The organism is Corynebacterium kalidii, assembly GCF_022869005.1.
Classification (GTDB): domain Bacteria; phylum Actinomycetota; class Actinomycetes; order Mycobacteriales; family Mycobacteriaceae; genus Corynebacterium; species Corynebacterium kalidii.
Genome location: NZ_JALIEA010000011.1, coordinates 543747 through 558774, shown reverse-complemented (window position 1 = coordinate 558774; position 15028 = coordinate 543747). Strand labels below are relative to the sequence as shown.

Below are 15028 nucleotides of genomic sequence, written 5' to 3'. Positions count from 1 at the left end.
CATGGCTGTGTACGAGCTTCCCGACCTCCCCTACGACTACGACGCCCTCGAGCCGCACATCTCCGCCGAGATCATGCAGCTGCACCACGACAAGCACCACGCCACCTACGTCGCCGGCGCCAACACCGCCCTCGACGCCCTGGAGAAGGCCCGCGAAGACGGCACCAACCCCGACCAGATCCGCGCCCTGTCGAAGAACCTCGCGTTCAACCTCGGCGGCCACACCAACCACTCCATCTTCTGGAAGAACCTCTCCCCCAACGGCGGCGGCGAGCCCACCGGCGAACTCGCCGAGGCCATCGACCGCGACTTCGGCTCCTTCGACAAGTTCAAGGACCACTTCTCCTCGGCAGCCCTGGGCCTCTACGGCTCCGGCTGGGCCGTGCTGGGCTACGACCACATCGCCGGCCGCCTGGTCGTCGAGCAGCTCACCGACCAGCAGGGCAACATCTCGGTCAACCTCACCCCGCTGCTGATGCTCGACATGTGGGAGCACGCCTTCTACCTGCAGTACAAGAACGTCAAGGCCGACTACGTCAAGGCCGTGTGGAACGTGTTCAACTGGGACGACGTCGCCGAGCGCTTCGCCGCCGCCAAGGCCTGACCGCATGACCTACGTCATCGCCCAGCCCTGTGTGGACGTCCTCGACCGGGCGTGCGTGGAAGAGTGCCCGGTCGACTGCATCTACGAGGGCAAGCGCATGCTGTACATCCACCCGGACGAATGCATCGACTGCGGTGCATGCGAACCGGTCTGCCCGGTCGAGGCGATCTTCTACGAGGACGACGTCCCCGACGAGTGGGAGGACTACATCGACTACAACGTCGCGTTCTTCGACGAGATCGGTTCCCCGGGCGGGGCGGACAGCATCGGTCCCACCGGGACCGACCACCCCGCGATCACCGCCCTGCCACCGCAGAACCAGGAGTAGAGAACCCGGGGTAGGCACGGTGGGCGCCCTACCCCAGCTCGACGAGCAGTTCGGCGACCATGACCACACCGAACACCACGAGGAACGCCCCCGCTGTCCGTGTCAGCCACGGCACGACGCGTCCGAGCCTGTGCAGCGCCCTCGTCGATCCGAACAGCAGTGCCACCATGAGGTCCCACACCAGGACCAGCCCCACCATCCACGCGCCGTAAACCGTCAGCGCCATCGGATCCGCCCCGGAGACAGCGGTCGCCAGACTGACGTAGAACAGCGCGTTCTTCGGATTCAGCAACCCCGACGTCAGGCCGAGACCGAAGTTCCTGAGCCATGGCACTCTACTCGTACCACGCGTCCCGTCAGGCAGCGCCGTGCGCTCCGGTACCTGCAGGCCGTCCATCTGCTCCCCCGCCACCGACCGGAGGAACGCCACGCCGATATAGACGAGGAACAGCCCTCCGGCGAGGTGGACCACGCCCAGCACGATTGGATCCTGGATCAGGGAGAGCCCGGAGAACGCGGCCGCGATGATGATCCCGTTGGCGACCGCTATGCCCAGGCAGGCAGCGCTGGCACGCCGCCAGCCTTCGGCGATACTGAGCCGCAGGACGAGGAAGAAGTCGACCCCGGGAATCAACAAGGCAAGGAAGTGGGCGAGGGCGACGGCGGCAAACTGGTCCATGCCCATGAGTGTCGGGCACCGCCACTCACGACGTCTTGTACATTCTTGCGCCCGGGTGCGTACTTACCCCGGTGGCCTCACCCCCGGTAGCTGCCGGGCGTGGTCGCGACATGTGCCTGGAACACCCGGTGGAAGTGGCTCTGGTCGGTGAATCCCAGCATGCTCGCGGTGTCGGCGATCGCCGCTCCGGAGCGCAACATCCGTCGGGCCTCCAGGATCCGGGCGTTCTGCCGCCACGCCACCGGGCTCAACCCGGTCACCTGCTTCACTGCCCGGATGAGCTGGTAGCGGCTCAACCCGACCAGCTCCGCCAGGTCGTCCAGGGCAGGCGTGGTGTCGTCGTACCGGAGACGGTGCAGGACGGGCTGCAGTCTCTGCGCCGCCGCGAGATGCCCGTCAGTCGGAGCAGGCATCGTCGGGACAGTCATCGACTCCTCCTGCTCTGCATGCCTGAACACGTCGGCGAGCCCGCGGCGCTCGCGCTCCAACTCGGCGGCGGGGCGGTCCGCGGCGATCGCGTCGTTGACGTTGGTGACCTGAGTGTAGACGGACGGAGACCGCAGGACGCGGACCCCTGCCGCACCGCTGGTCGCCCGCACCAGGTCGTCCGCCCACGCCGGATCCAGGTGGGTCATCTGGTACCTCCATCGTCCCGCCTCCGGGTTGCAGGAGTGGACGTGCCCTGGCGGGATGACGACGACGTCACCGGGGGCGAGCTGCACCGGTCCCGTCAGCGGGCCGGTGAGGACCGAACTGCCCTCGTCGATGAGCCCGATGGACAGGACGTCGTGGGTGTGCGGACGGTAGCAGGTGTTCTCGCGGCAGGACCGCCGAAGCTCCAGCGACGGTATCGCCGTACTGCGGTGGAACTCCGGTGCCGTTGTCCTCGTGGTTGCCATCGCTGACGAGACTACCTCTCAGGCACTGAGCACCTTCGTGCTGCGGAACCCCCGGGCCGTCAAGGCCACGACCGCCACGCTGGCCAGGACCGTGAACATTAGCACCAGGCCGAGTGCCGGCAGCACCCACCCGGGCAGCAGCAGGACCGTCGGCACGGCGATCATCGCGGGCAGCAGGGCGAGCAGACGGATCGGCCCGCCGTTCATCCCCGCCGTGGTTTCCAGGCTGCCAGGGTAGAGCAACGCCCCGAGGAGCGTGGCCGTGGCCGACCAGACCGCCATCGCGAACGGGACGGCGACCAGCGCCACCCCGAACGCCGGCGTCAGGGTCACCGTCGTGCCGGTCACCAGGAAGGCCGAGGCCGCCGTAACCCCGAAGGCCACCGTGGCGACAAGCCACGACGCGGCGGTGAGCAGGAGCCCCGCACCCAGATACGACTGGAACAACGCCCGGCGCGGGACGGGACCGGCCAGGAGCACCTCGATGCCTCCACCGCGGACGTCGTCGGCGGTGACTCCCGGCAGGGTCAGTGTCGCGACGATGGCGACGAGCATTCCCAGCATCGCCGGGGTCATGGTCAACAGGTAGGTCGTCATGGGGAGGAGGTCGCCGGCGGTGTCGTGGACGGTGACCAGTCCGGTGCCCTGTGCCGGGACGAGGCCGTCGAGTCCGGTGGTGTCGACCGCGCCGGATCCGGTGGCGACGAGGACGCCGAGGAGGGCGCCGATCACCGCGGCCAGCCACACGGCTGTGCTGCGTTGTTGCCGCCATGCCCGGCGTGCGAAGGCGATGCTCCGCGCTGTCGTCCCTCTGGTAGTCCCTCTGTTCGTCCCTCTGGCCGTAGCAGTCATGGTGTCGCCTCCAGTGCCTCGAGTATCGTCCGTTCCGTCACGTCGGTGCCGTCTGTGTCGTCGGTGCCGTCCCCGTCTGCGCCGATGCTGACCAGCCGCGTGCCGCTAACCACGAGGAACCGTCCGGCGATCTCCAGTGCTTCGGGGACGCTGTGGGTGGAGTAGAGCACGGTCCGTTCCTCTCCCCACCGGCGCAGCAGTGTGCGGGTGCCGGCCGCGTAGACGGGGTCGAGCCCGGTCAGTGGTTCGTCGAGGACGATGAACCGCGGGTCGGTCATGGCCAGTCGGGCCAGGTCGACGCGTTGCCGTTGGCCCCGGCTGAGTTGTGCCACCTTCTTCTGCAGCAGGTCGCCGAGATCGAACTGATCGACCAGGTCCTGTGTTCCCAGCAGGGTGACGTCCGGGTAGGTGGCGGTCACGGACTCCCAGAACCGGAGGTTGTCCTGCACGGTCAGGGCGGAGGCGAGGGCTGACTCGTGGCCGAGGTAGCCGATGCGTGAGCGAACCGGTGAGCTGTCCTGGACCTCGGTGCCGAGGACGGTGCAGTGTCCGCCGAGGGGCGGGATGATGCCACACAGTGTGCGCATCAACGTGGTTTTCCCTGAGCCGTTGCGGCCGAGCAGGGCGGTCACCCCGGATTGCAGGGAGAAGTCCACCGGACCCAGGACGGTGTGGTCTCCGTAGCCGACGGTGAGGTCGACGGCCACGGCGCTGTCGTTCGGCGCAGTCACGGTGTCTCCTCCCCCGGCACGTCGCGTGGCATGAGGATGGTGGTGAGGCGCCGTGGACGGCGGTCGGCCCGTGGCGGGTTCTGGCGGAGCTGAAGGAGCGCGTCGGTGACGGTGCCGAGGAAGACGTCGATCTCGTCGTCGCTGGCCCAGAAGTCTGCCTGGGCGAAGTTGACGCGGTCCTCGACGAGGTCCGGTGGCCCGGCCTGCAGGTAGGCGTCCATGTCGCGGATGGTGCCGGAGGTGAACACGGTGAAGAGGGTGAGCAGGTCGTCCGGGGTGAGCGCCGCGAGTTCCTCCGCCGTGGGGTTCGCGAGCGTGGGGGCGATGCGGTAGATCTTCTCGGTCGTCCCCCGCACCGGCCGTTCGTCGGCGATCTGGATGACGTCGGCGTCCACGAGGGCCGCGACGTGCCGGTAGAGGGTGGCGACGGGGACGTCGCCGAGCAGTTCGCGGATCTGGTGGGTGGTGAGTTCGTCGCCGTCGCGGAGGACCTGGACGATGCGGAGCCGGACGGGGTGGAGGAGTGCTGATGCTGTGGCCATGCCCGAACACTATCATTATTGATAATGATAGTGAACCCCGGACGTCAGGCCGCGGCGGACGACACCCCGAGCTTCGGACTGTCGGCCAGCTTCAGCCAGACGACGCCACCGATGATCACGGCCAACCAGAATCCCTTGAACAGCGTCAGCGTCTCGTCGAAGAAGACCGGCCCGAGCATCGCCGCACCGATGGCTCCGATACCGGCCCAGACGGCGTATCCGATGCCGACGTCGATCCGCTTCAGCGCCACACTGAGGAAGTACAGGGTGAACAGGAAGAACACGACGGCGACCGCGGACCAGAGGAGGTTGGTGAACCCCTCGCTGCCGTTGACGCTCAGCGCGTAGCCCATCTCGAAGAGGCCCGCGACAAGCAGGGCGGCCCAGGGGCCGGCCTTTCCGTCGGCGGAGTCTGGTGCGGGGTCGGTCGACAGTGGGGCCGTGGATGTGTTCGTGGTCATGGAAAAGTCCTTTCGGAGTGAGGTGGGGAGGATGGCGGTCACGCGGTACCGGCGAGGTTGAGACCGATGACCCCGGCGATGACGACACCGATGCCGACGAGCTTTCTCCAGGTCAGCGCCTGGGAGAGGAAGAGCGCCCCGACGACCACGATTCCGACACCGGCCAGCGACGTCCACAGGGCGTAGCCGACCCCGACGTCGAAGGTGAGCAGAGCCAGACTGAGGAAGAACGTCGCGATCGCACCGGAGACCAGGGTGGACACCGTCCACCAGGCGTGCTTGAAGCCGTTGGCCTTGCCTGCCGAGATGCCGACAGCGACCTCGAAGAGGATGGCGATAGCCAGGTAGAGCCAGTTCATGATGATGTTCCTTCGTTGTTGATGGTGTTGATGGTGTTGAGCGTCAGGTAGTGCGTGAATGGTTCGCCGTCCCGGGGGACGGACAGGGGACGCAGCAGGCGGGCCCGGAGATCGTCGTCGACCCCGAAGTGCCGGTAGCTCGCCCGGTAGTCGAAGCCGTATCCGGCAACGCGGTCGCGGTCGACTGCGACATAGATGGCGGCCACGCCGTGGTCCACGGCGAAACGGAAACACAGCCCACAGGGCTCGCCGGTGGCGAAGAGGTGCATCCCCCGGAGGCCGCCGGCCCCACGGCGCGCGAGGACGTCGCGCATGGCGACGATCTCCGCGTGGGCCGTGGGATCACCGGTGTCACGGACGTCGTTGGTCCCGAAACAGGACAGGCGCCCCGAACCGTCCGCGACGACCCCGACGAACGGGAGGCCACCGTGCCGGACGTGGGTGATCGCGTGCTCGACGGCGGACACCATCAGTGCCGTGTCGCCGGTCGTGCCCCGGGTCATGCGCCACTCCCCTTCCCCGCCTGGTCGACGGCCTTCCTCAACCGGGCGGCACCGGGCACACCCGGGATGAGGACGCCGTCGACGGCGATCGCCGGGACAGCCTGTACCCCGACGGTGGTCACCGCATGGTCCAGATCCGCCCGGTGCCGCGCCCGTCGGTCGCTGCTGTCCAGCGCGGCGACCACCTCTGCCCTGTCGAGCCCCACCGAGGTCGCGATGTCGATGAGCGTGTCCTCGTCACCGATATCCCTGTCCTCGCGGAAGAACGCGGTGAACACCGCCTCGGTGTAGTGCTCGGCCTTCCCGTGTTCCTGGGCAAGCTGTAGCACGAGGAACGCCTTCTCCGTGCGCGGCTGCGGAGACACGGTCGGCAGGGTGACCGGCACCCCCACGCGCTCGGACATCGGGTACACCGACGCCTCCCAGACGCGCGGCAGGTAGTCGTCCTCGGGGCGCAGCGTAGGGACCGGGTCCGGACGTAGCTCGAACGGGCGGATCGTGACGTCGACGTCGCGGTCGCGCTTCAACTCGTCGAGCGCAGGCTCGACCAGGAAACAGAACGGGCAGACGTAGTCGAGATAGACGTCGATGCTGGTGGTCATGATGATCTCCTGTCGTAGATGTTGATGTATGCACATGCATGTTTCTAGGCAAGGAAAAGCGCCCACGGACGGGCACCGTGGGCGTCAGCCTTTCAGCAACGAGCGGACGTCCTCCAGTGCCCCGTCGACCGCGCCTGCACTGAGGTGGGGGAAGTGCCCCGGGAGGTCCCGGAGAACGTCCCGGACCCGTTGCGCGAAGGGCCCCCTCGCGTCGCGCAGCAGCGCCTCCCCGTCCCCGTCGAGGACGGCGTAGACACCGCGACCGTCGTCGTCGCACACGTCACGGTAGGCGAACCCCTTGGACTCGAGCCGACTGACCAGCCTCGTCGCGGAACTCTGGTTGAGCCCGAGACGCTGGGCAAGCTCGCTGACCCGCAACTCCCTCGCCGGGAGGTCGCCGAGGAACGTCAGCGCACGGAACTCCGTCAGCCCCACCCGGTAGCGGGCGGCCAGCCATTTGTCCAGGTCCGCGTCGACGGCGGAGGCGAACGCCGCCACGGTCGACCACGCGACCGTGGCAGCCTCGCCGACATCGTCCGGTGTGTCATCTACTTGCATGTGCATGCACCTAAGCTAGCAATGCCCCGGCGCGGCGTCAACCCCCACCACGTCACGGCACACCTCCAGGTGGCCGAGGTGCTGGGCGAGTTCGTGGACGATGTGCTCAAGGACCCATTCGGGGGTCACCTCGGCGGTGTCACGCCGCGACGTCCCCGTGGCCTCCCGGTTACGGATCCCCTCGGTGAGGGCGATACGCGCCCACCCGGGCACCCTGTCGCGGACCTGCCCGACCAGCGCATGCGCCTGTGCCACCGTCCCGGTCGCACGGAACTCGGCGTCGCGGTCACGCGGGATGTCCTCTCCCCCGATGAATGCGCCGCCCCAGAAGTGTGCCATGCCGTGGACATGGGTGACCAGCGCGAACGCCGTGTTCACGACGCCGGGCACCGGTGACTGGTTGACGGTGTCGTCGTCGAGGGTGTCCAGCGCGGCGTCGTAGCTGTCCATGATCTCAGTCACGACGGACACGACGGCGTTGTACCGGTGGTCGGTGGATGCAGTGTCGGTGGATGTGTTGTCGTCAGAGCCCATCCCCCGAGTCAACCACGGCACCGGCCGTTCGCGCGGCCGGTCCGCCGCCTCACCCCTCGACGAGTTTCTCCTTCAACTCCAGCACGGTGGAGACGTCGAGTCCCAGGCCGGAGACCAGGTAGGTGTCGACGTCCCCGTAGAACTCCTTCATCGCGTCCAGCCCGGAGCGCAGAAAGCTCTCCTGCACCCCCAGCAGGACCCCGTAGGTCTCCGCCGCCGCGTCCCCCTCCCGCGCCCTGATCTGCTCCGTGGTGGCGTCGATACGCTCCTGCGAGTACTCGTTCGTCGCGAGGTAGTCGGCGACGACGTCCTTCTCCGTGACCCCTGCGGCGAGCTGCAGGACCGCGCTCAACCACCCGGCGCGGTCCTTGCCGGCGGTGCAGTGGAAGACCACCGGCCCGTTCGCCTCGACGATCGCGGTGACAGCCGTCCCCAGCTGTGCCCTCATCCCCTCGTCGGTGACGAAGCTGCGGTTGAGCTCGCCGAGCATCGTCGCGGCGTCGTCCGGGGAGTTCACGTCGAGGCCGTCGGTGGGGTTGGCTGCGGTGTTGGCGCCGCCGACCACGTCGACGTGCACGTAGTCGGCCCCGGCCGGGACCCGGTCCGGGTGCTCGGCGATCTCGGTGTCGGTGCGCAGGTCGACCACGGTGGAGACGCCGAGGCGTTCGAGGGTGCCGAGGTCCCCGTCGCTGACCTCGAGGGCGTTGGACCGGTACACCGAGGCGGTGGCCATGTGGCCGTCGCCGGTGTCGTAGGCGTGGTCCGTGCCGGCGAGGTCGCGGAAGTTGTCGGCGGTGTCCAGCCGCGGTGTGTCCAGGACCGGGGCCTGCACGCTGTGGGCGACGTTCGTCAGCCCGGCGACACCGCCCGCCGGCTGGACCTGGCACCCGACGAGCAGCATCGAGGCGGCGAGGACCGCTACTGTCGCCGGGGCACGGAGCGGGCGGAGGACACGACGGTGCGGGAACAAGCGGGCGGGGCGTGTGGTCATGGGTCCTTCGCTGGGGACGGCGTGATCAGGGGTGGTGACCGTCATGTTCCCGTGCTTGAATGACGACTACGTGGACGGAGGGTGTCTACCGCCCGTCCCGGCCGTGAACGTTTCTTCGCCGCAATGGAGGCTGGACCATGCCCGACGACCGTCTCGACATTCTTCACCTCGACGACCGCGACCGGGTGCTGTGCGTCGTCGCCCACCCGGACGACATGGAGTACGGTGCGTCCGCCGCCGTGGCGGAGTGGACCGACCGTGGGATCCCGGTCACGTACCTGCTGTTGACGTCCGGGGAGGCCGGTATCGACTCGATGTCCCCGGCCGAGACCGGACCGGCCCGCGCCGAGGAGCAGCGTCGCGCGTGCGCCCAGGTGGGCGTCGACGACCTGCGGATCCTGGATTTCCCGGACGGTGTGCTCGAGTACTCGCTGGACTTGCGGAAGGCGGTGGCGGCGGTGGTCCGGGACGTTCGTCCGACCACCGTGGTCACCCTGGGCTGGGACATGGAGATGCCGTGGGGCCTGAACCAGGCCGACCACCGGGTGGCGGGGACGGTAGCCCTCGACGCGGCGCGGGACGCCGGGAACCGGTGGGTCTTCCCCGACATCACCTCGGACGACGGGCGGCCGCTCGACCGGTGGCAGGCGGACCAGCTGCTGATGTTCGGGTCGGGACCGGCGACGCACGCGGTCGCGGTGTCCGTCGAGGCGGTCGAACGCAGCATCGCCTCCCTGGAGCAGCACGAGGTCTACCTCGCCGCGTTGGAGGACCACCCGGCGCCCCGTGACCTCATCGGTGGTGTCACCTCGGAGGCCGGTGCGCTCGCGGGCGTCGAGCATGCCGTGGCGTTCCGACGGCACTCCTTGTAGAGCCGCGGCGTCGGTGTCATCGTCTCCGACGGAAGGCGATGATCCCGGAGAGCGCGAACGCGACGATCGCGCCTCCGACGGCCGCCGCCACGAGCCCGACGGAGAGCGGGAACGCGAATTCCCATCCGAGGAAGCCCATGTCGACCTGCTCGGTGTTCTGGCCGATCAGGATGACCAGCGCGACAGCGACGATCACGACGATCGCCGTGGTGACCACCAGGCCGACAGACGACCGGCGCCGGGTGGTGGTGTCGGGTGCGGACGTGTCAGCGTTCATCGGTGGACTCCTCCCTACCGTCAGTTGCCGGTGATCTTGTCGATGCCTTCAGCGATCTTGTCCTTGGCGTTCTCGGCGGCGTCCTTCACGCTGGACTTGGCCTGGTCCGCCTTACCCTCGCCCTTGAGCTTGTCGTTGTCGGTCGCGTTCCCGGCGGCCTCCTTGGCCTTGCCGGCGGCGTCCTGGGCGGTGTTCTTGAGTTTGTCGTCGAACCCCATGATGGTGTCCTTTCACTAGGTGGAGTGGGCACTTCAGAGCATAGACCGATCCGGCCAATTTCGCTCACCTTGTTAGCGAATTGCTACCGCTCCGTGCCCGGGCCGTGACCCTCACGACGCTGGCAGGGGCCGACAGCGAGCCGTCGACGTACCACCGCTGGCCTTTTTGTACTCCACTATCCAAAATGTGCTACCGTCGCCGACATGGCCAGACCACGGGAATTCAGCGAGTCCGCCGTCCTCGATGCCGCAGTGTCCCAGTTCCGGGTGCACGGTTACGCCGACACCTCGACCGAGCAGCTCTGCACGGCCGCCGGCGTGCGCCGCAGCAGCCTGTACAACGCCTTCACGTCCAAGGACGAACTCTTCGTCCGGGCACTGGAGCACTACATCACCGACACCGGCGGACGGCAGGCGGACGCTCTCGACGACGAGAACCTCACCGGCGCCGAACGGCTGGACGCCGTCATGGACCTCATCCTCGACGAGGAGGCCACGGCGGCCGAGCACGGCCATGCCGCCGGTTGCATGGTCGTCAATTCGCGCATGTCCCCTGACCTCGTCGAACAGGACGAGCGCATCGGGCAGCTCCTGGACCGTGGCCTGGCCCGCCAGACGTCCCTGCTCGTCGCCGCCGTGGAGACGGGACGGAGGGACGGCAGCCTGCGGGCGGACCTTCCACCGCACGAGACCGCACTGGCGGTCGTCTCGCTGATCTCCGGCGTCCGCGTCCTCGCCCAGGCAGGAACCGGGCCAGAGGGACTGCGCCGGGTCGTCGAGCTCACGCTCAGCGGCCTGAAGACAGCCTGACCCACCGCACAGCCCCGACCAGGGCGCTTCCCTACCGACCCCTGTCCACGTTTTGGACTTTCAAATACAGAAAGAGAACCCCTCGATGCCCAAGCAGTTGTACCTGCTCATGCTGACCATCCTCGTTGTGGTCATGAGCGAACTCCAGGTTGCCGGCATGATGCCCGAGATAGCGGACGACCTGGGCGTGAGCACCGGCCAGGTCGGACTCCTGGTCTCCCTCTACGCCCTCGGCATGGCCCTGGGCGGGCCACTCCTCGCCTTCGCGGCCCGGCACAGCCCGCCCAAGCGCTCCCTCCTCCTGGTCGTGGCCGCCTACGCGGTCCTGGAGGTCCTCGTCCCGCTCGTCCACGAGTACTGGTGGCTGGCGCTGCTCCGTATCGTGACCGGCTGCCTCGCCGGTGCCGCGTTCGGACTCTCGGTGACCTACGGGGCGCGCCTGGCTCCCTCACCCGCCCGGATCGGTGAGGCGGTGTCGATCGTGCTCGGCGGCATCATGGTCGGCACCGTCATCGGACTGCCGTTGTCGCATTTCATCGCCGGACGCTGGGGGTGGCAGTCGAGCTTCTACGTGCTCGGCGCCGCCGCACTGCTCCTGTTCATCATCAGCGCACTGGCACTTCCCCACCGCGACGCCGCCTCCCAGGACGACGCCGCGCAGGACGTGCGTAACCTCCGCTCGCCCCGTCTGTGGTCGCGGTACCTGGTGAGCCTACTGACCATCGGTTCGGCCTACGCGGCATTCTCCTACTTCACTCCCCTGCTGGAGCAGACCGCGGGTTTCTCGTCCGACGCCACCACCGTGATCCTCCTCGGGTACGGCACCTGCTCGTTCATCGGCAACCTCGTCGTCGGACGCTTCGCCGACCGGCACGCCGTCGCTGTCCTCCGGTTCGGCCACGCGCTGTTGTTCACCGCCCTGACACTGCTCGCGCTGTTCGGACAGGTCCCGCCACTGGTCGTGGCGACGGTCCTCGTCGTGGGCCTGGCCGGGGTGACGATGAACCCTGCACTGGTCACCCGGGTGGCGGAGGTCGGCGGTACCGGCAACCTCGTCAGCACCGTCCACACCGCGGTCATCACGATGGGAGTGACCCTGGGAACCGCGATCAGCGCGGTGACCATCAGTCTCGTCGGCGACGACCCCGCGGTCGCCATGTGGACCGGCGTCGCCTTCGCCGTACTCGCCGCGGTGGTGCTCGCGATGCAGACCACGCGGAGGAACGGCAGCGTGATCCTCATCGATTCCTCAGCTACTCCGGTGCCATAGAGGAACACCAACCCCAGCCGATCTCCCTATGCGGCCCGTGCGTGTCCGCCTTCTCGGGGACTATTCGCGCTCGTGAGAGCCGCCGGGCTGCGGAGGTGCCGCGGGCCCCCTGGAGGACACCTGCGGGTCGGCGTTGAGCGGATCAGGGCTCGCTACCGGCGTCGAGGAGGACTGGCGTCGAAGACCAGGCCATGCAGGTGGAGGTGGGCATCAGGCAGATCGACCAGGTCGATGTTGCGGTCTGCATCGTGCAGGAGGTTGCGGATCACCGTACGGGTCTGCTCAGTGATCATCCCCGGCTCAGTGAGCCGGTCCACCACACCGAGGTACCCGGCGGCCCAGAGCGCGAGCTGGTCGGCGTCCTTGGGCAGACCCCGGTACTCGGTCACCGCCGTGGCTGCGGCCGCGCCGTCGACCCCGGAGTACAGCGACTCCCCGGACCGGCTGTAGACCTCGATCGCGTCGACCACCCCGGTGATCTGCTCCAGCCCGTCAACCATGCCGGTATAGGCAGAGGAGTGGGATCGTTCGGTGGTCCACCGGGGATAGGGGTCGTTGTCCAGGCCGGTGAGGTATCGCTGCACGATCCCCAGTCGACTGTCGTCCTCGGGGACGGCCAGGGCGGCGACCCGGACCTCATAGCCGGCCTCGTGGAACTTCCCCGCGGTCTCGGCGACCTGGGACGGGTTGGTCAAGGTGTTTTCGATGATGACGTTGTACCCGGACTCCCGGGCATGCTCGATCAGACCGGACATCCACTCGCCGACCGGCCCGTTGGACAGCACATCCATGCGCTGGGGATCACGGGAGATGATCTCGTCCATCATCGGGTGGTTTAGCCGGATCACGTCGGAGTCCAAGACTACCGGGGCGGTGCCGAACCTGGCGGAGATCCGGTCGATCGTCCGGGACTTGCCGGCGGCCGGCTGCCCGGTGACGAACGTCAGACAGGGAACCGCCGAACGCGCCGTATCCACATCCATCTCGGCGGTGAGGTCAGCAAGAATCCCAGCCCTGCGCTCAGCAGAGACCGGGAAATCAGCGGCAGTGAGGCGGTCAGTCACGACCAGGGGACCCGAGGCCACCGATTCGGTCGAACTCGTCCCGCATCAACCGGGTGCGGCCCACAAGATCCTCACGGTCAGTGTCCACCGCCGCAGCGACAAACTCGCGCAGTGCGGTGCGACGCGACTCCCACCACAGCCGCTCCGCCTCGGTGCTCGCCGCGCGGCGACGGTTGGAGTAGGCCACGCCCAAGCTGGCGGCCACCGACTTCATCACGTCGTACTCGGCGAAGTAGATCTGGCCCTTCGTGGGACTCAACAGCATATAAACCTCCCTGTGTTCCCTCGCAATCTATCACAGAAAACAGGCGATGAACAGCGAAGATGGTGATGAATCGGACCTGGTCAAGATCGAGGGTGCACCGCCCTCGATGTCTGTCCCAGCGCCATTGCGTCTAGTTCGGCGTTTTCTTGCGGTTCCAGATTACCCGAGGACGCAGCGCGGAAGCTGATGTTCTGCTCGTACTATCGGGCTGCCGCCATGTCGTGGGCTTGGAGCGCCAGACCAGTGTGATGCAGTTCGAGCAGAGGTCTGACGCGACGGTATCAGCGCCCAGATCCAACACCGCCGCCCCCTGCCGCAGCTTTCATTGGTGATCCTCCTGAGTTGTTGACTGTGTTGCCTGTGCCGCCGTAGTCTGCGTCGTCGTCCTGAGCGCCAGCAGTGCGAGGACCAGGCCGACGACCGCGAACACCGCTCCGCCGACACCGCCCCACCGAAGCAACCCCGCAGCCACCCCGACGCCGCCCAGTGCGGACCCCACGGCGTTGGCCATGTTGAAGGCGCCGACGTTGACGGCCAGCGACAGCGTCGGAGCGGCCCCGGCGTGGCGCAGGACGAGCGACTGCAGTGGGGCGATGGTGGCGGTGGACAGCAGTCCGAGCACCAGCACCATGACGATCATCGGCGCCGGATGCTCCGCCACCAGCGGGAACAGTGCCAGGGTGACGACGAGGGCACCGAACACCGCGATGAGCGTCCTGCCCAGGTCGAGGTCGGCGCACCGTCCGGCGACTAGGTTGCCGACGAAGCCGCCGACACCGTAGGCCAGGAGCAGCGCGGGAATCACCGCTGCGGCGAGCCCGGTGACGTCCGACAGCAGTGGAACGAGATAGGTGAAGACGATCCCGACGCCGGCGAACCCCACCACCGTGGTCGTCACGGCCAACAGGACCGGTCCGCGCACCAGCGTCCGGATCTCGTCGCGCACCCCGGTGGCCGGCGCCGGGGTCCGTGGCATCGACGACCAGAGGATGAGCACTCCGGCCACCGCGACGACCGCGACGACCAGGAACGGCGTCCGCCAGTTGAGGTTCCCGCCCAGCAGTGCGCCGAGCGGGACACCCAGCACCGTGGCGACGGTCAGCCCCGAGCTGACGATGGCGACGGCCCTCCCCTGGCGTCCCGGTCCCATCGCCGCCGCCGCGGTGGTCAGCCCGATAGCGAACAGTGTCGCCTGACTGCAGGCGGACACCACCCGTCCGACGATCACCCATGCGTACGTCGGGGCGACGACCGTGACGAGCGTGCCGAGGACGAAGACCAGGCCGAGACTCAATGCCAACCCTTTACGCGGAAGACGTGCGGTCAGGATGGTCACCACCGGACCACCGACCGCCACACCCAGGGCATAGGCGGTCACTGTCTGGCCGGCGGCGGCGGTGCTCACACCGACGTCGGCCGCCAGTTGCGGGAGCACACCGGCGACGAGGTACTCGGCGGTGCCGGTGCAGAACACCAGGAGGACGAATCCGGTCAGCACCCAGGCCGGGTGCGCGCGGGGCGGGAGCGGGGGCGCGGTGTCATCAGTCATTCTGCTAGCGTCGACCTTCACATCGGTGTGAAGGCAAATGGCAGCCCATGACGGCGAAGG

22 protein-coding genes are annotated in these 15028 nt (G+C 68.0%); 5 read left to right on the top strand and 17 right to left on the bottom strand.

Annotated elements, in window-relative coordinates:
• The first annotated feature begins 1 nt into the window (after position 1).
• Both MUN33_RS05785 and fdxA read left to right on the top strand, forming a co-directional pair.
• A complete protein-coding gene (locus MUN33_RS05785) occupies positions 2-604 on the top strand; it encodes a superoxide dismutase (RefSeq protein WP_244802870.1) in 603 nt (200 codons plus the stop codon).
• Positions 605-608: 4 nt separating this feature from the next.
• A complete protein-coding gene (gene fdxA / locus MUN33_RS05780) occupies positions 609-932 on the top strand; it encodes a ferredoxin (RefSeq protein ID WP_244803928.1) in 324 nt (107 codons plus the stop codon).
• A 28-nt stretch (positions 933-960) separates the two neighbouring features.
• Here fdxA and MUN33_RS05775 read toward each other — a convergent pair whose 3' ends face one another.
• The 12 genes from MUN33_RS05775 to MUN33_RS05720 form a co-directional block, all read right to left on the bottom strand.
• Positions 961-1611, bottom strand: a complete 651-nt coding sequence (locus MUN33_RS05775) for a LysE family translocator (protein WP_244803927.1) — start codon at positions 1609-1611, stop codon at positions 961-963.
• A gap of 77 nt (positions 1612-1688) precedes the next feature.
• A complete protein-coding gene (locus MUN33_RS05770) occupies positions 1689-2510 on the bottom strand; it encodes a helix-turn-helix transcriptional regulator (protein WP_244803926.1) in 822 nt (273 codons plus the stop codon).
• Between the two features lie 18 nt (positions 2511-2528).
• On the bottom strand, positions 2529-3362 hold the full coding sequence (locus MUN33_RS05765; protein WP_244803925.1) for a hypothetical protein: 834 nt from the start codon (positions 3360-3362) through the stop codon (positions 2529-2531).
• The gene (locus MUN33_RS05760; RefSeq protein ID WP_244803924.1) at positions 3359-4093 is read right to left on the bottom strand and encodes an ABC transporter ATP-binding protein; all 735 of its coding nucleotides are present in this window, start codon (positions 4091-4093) and stop codon (positions 3359-3361) included. The genes MUN33_RS05765 and MUN33_RS05760 overlap by 4 nt, the downstream gene beginning before the upstream one ends.
• Positions 4090-4635 carry a helix-turn-helix domain-containing protein gene (locus MUN33_RS05755; RefSeq protein WP_244803923.1) on the bottom strand — a complete coding sequence of 182 codons (546 nt, stop codon included), beginning with the start codon at positions 4633-4635 and terminating at the stop codon, positions 4090-4092. The genes MUN33_RS05760 and MUN33_RS05755 overlap by 4 nt, the downstream gene beginning before the upstream one ends.
• 44 nt (positions 4636-4679) lie before the next feature.
• Complete coding sequence (locus MUN33_RS05750; protein ID WP_244803922.1) at positions 4680-5096, bottom strand: DMT family transporter; 417 nt, start codon at positions 5094-5096, stop codon at positions 4680-4682.
• A gap of 38 nt (positions 5097-5134) precedes the next feature.
• A complete protein-coding gene (locus MUN33_RS05745; protein WP_244803921.1) occupies positions 5135-5455 on the bottom strand; it encodes a DMT family transporter in 321 nt (106 codons plus the stop codon).
• Positions 5452-5958 carry a tRNA-specific adenosine deaminase gene (locus MUN33_RS05740; RefSeq protein WP_244803920.1) on the bottom strand — a complete coding sequence of 169 codons (507 nt, stop codon included), beginning with the start codon at positions 5956-5958 and terminating at the stop codon, positions 5452-5454. Before MUN33_RS05740 ends, MUN33_RS05745 begins: the two co-directional genes overlap by 4 nt.
• On the bottom strand, positions 5955-6560 hold the full coding sequence (locus tag MUN33_RS05735; protein WP_244803919.1) for a DsbA family oxidoreductase: 606 nt from the start codon (positions 6558-6560) through the stop codon (positions 5955-5957). The genes MUN33_RS05740 and MUN33_RS05735 overlap by 4 nt, the downstream gene beginning before the upstream one ends.
• A gap of 84 nt (positions 6561-6644) precedes the next feature.
• On the bottom strand, positions 6645-7118 hold the full coding sequence (locus tag MUN33_RS05730; protein ID WP_244803918.1) for a MarR family winged helix-turn-helix transcriptional regulator: 474 nt from the start codon (positions 7116-7118) through the stop codon (positions 6645-6647).
• A 15-nt stretch (positions 7119-7133) separates the two neighbouring features.
• Positions 7134-7652 carry a mycothiol transferase gene (locus MUN33_RS05725; protein WP_244803917.1) on the bottom strand — a complete coding sequence of 173 codons (519 nt, stop codon included), beginning with the start codon at positions 7650-7652 and terminating at the stop codon, positions 7134-7136.
• Between the two features lie 49 nt (positions 7653-7701).
• Complete coding sequence (locus tag MUN33_RS05720; RefSeq protein ID WP_244803916.1) at positions 7702-8643, bottom strand: tyrosine-protein phosphatase; 942 nt, start codon at positions 8641-8643, stop codon at positions 7702-7704.
• Positions 8644-8780: 137 nt separating this feature from the next.
• Here MUN33_RS05720 and MUN33_RS05715 point away from each other — a divergent pair, with 137 nt between their 5' ends.
• Positions 8781-9515, top strand: coding sequence for a PIG-L deacetylase family protein (locus MUN33_RS05715; protein ID WP_244803915.1), 735 nt, complete (start codon positions 8781-8783; stop codon positions 9513-9515).
• A gap of 16 nt (positions 9516-9531) precedes the next feature.
• Here the strand turns inward: MUN33_RS05715 and MUN33_RS05710 are convergent, their stop codons facing one another.
• Together MUN33_RS05710 and MUN33_RS05705 are read right to left on the bottom strand one after the other, a co-directional pair.
• Positions 9532-9792 carry a lipopolysaccharide assembly protein LapA domain-containing protein gene (locus MUN33_RS05710; RefSeq protein ID WP_244803914.1) on the bottom strand — a complete coding sequence of 87 codons (261 nt, stop codon included), beginning with the start codon at positions 9790-9792 and terminating at the stop codon, positions 9532-9534.
• Between the two features lie 20 nt (positions 9793-9812).
• A complete protein-coding gene (locus MUN33_RS05705; protein ID WP_244803913.1) occupies positions 9813-10010 on the bottom strand; it encodes a CsbD family protein in 198 nt (65 codons plus the stop codon).
• A 204-nt stretch (positions 10011-10214) separates the two neighbouring features.
• On the opposite strand from MUN33_RS05705, the gene MUN33_RS05700 reads away from it, so the two are divergent.
• On the top strand, positions 10215-10820 hold the full coding sequence (locus MUN33_RS05700) for a TetR/AcrR family transcriptional regulator (RefSeq protein ID WP_244803912.1): 606 nt from the start codon (positions 10215-10217) through the stop codon (positions 10818-10820).
• Positions 10821-10905: 85 nt separating this feature from the next.
• Positions 10906-12090 carry an MFS transporter gene (locus MUN33_RS05695; protein WP_244803911.1) on the top strand — a complete coding sequence of 395 codons (1185 nt, stop codon included), beginning with the start codon at positions 10906-10908 and terminating at the stop codon, positions 12088-12090.
• Between the two features lie 152 nt (positions 12091-12242).
• Here the strand turns inward: MUN33_RS05695 and MUN33_RS05690 are convergent, their stop codons facing one another.
• The 3 genes from MUN33_RS05690 to MUN33_RS05680 form a co-directional block, all read right to left on the bottom strand.
• Positions 12243-13154, bottom strand: a complete 912-nt coding sequence (locus MUN33_RS05690) for a zeta toxin family protein (protein ID WP_244803910.1) — start codon at positions 13152-13154, stop codon at positions 12243-12245.
• Positions 13147-13413 carry a hypothetical protein gene (locus MUN33_RS05685; RefSeq protein WP_244803909.1) on the bottom strand — a complete coding sequence of 89 codons (267 nt, stop codon included), beginning with the start codon at positions 13411-13413 and terminating at the stop codon, positions 13147-13149. The genes MUN33_RS05690 and MUN33_RS05685 overlap by 8 nt, the downstream gene beginning before the upstream one ends.
• A 328-nt stretch (positions 13414-13741) precedes the next feature.
• A complete protein-coding gene (locus tag MUN33_RS05680; RefSeq protein ID WP_244803908.1) occupies positions 13742-14968 on the bottom strand; it encodes an MFS transporter in 1227 nt (408 codons plus the stop codon).
• Positions 14969-15028 lie beyond the last annotated feature (60 nt).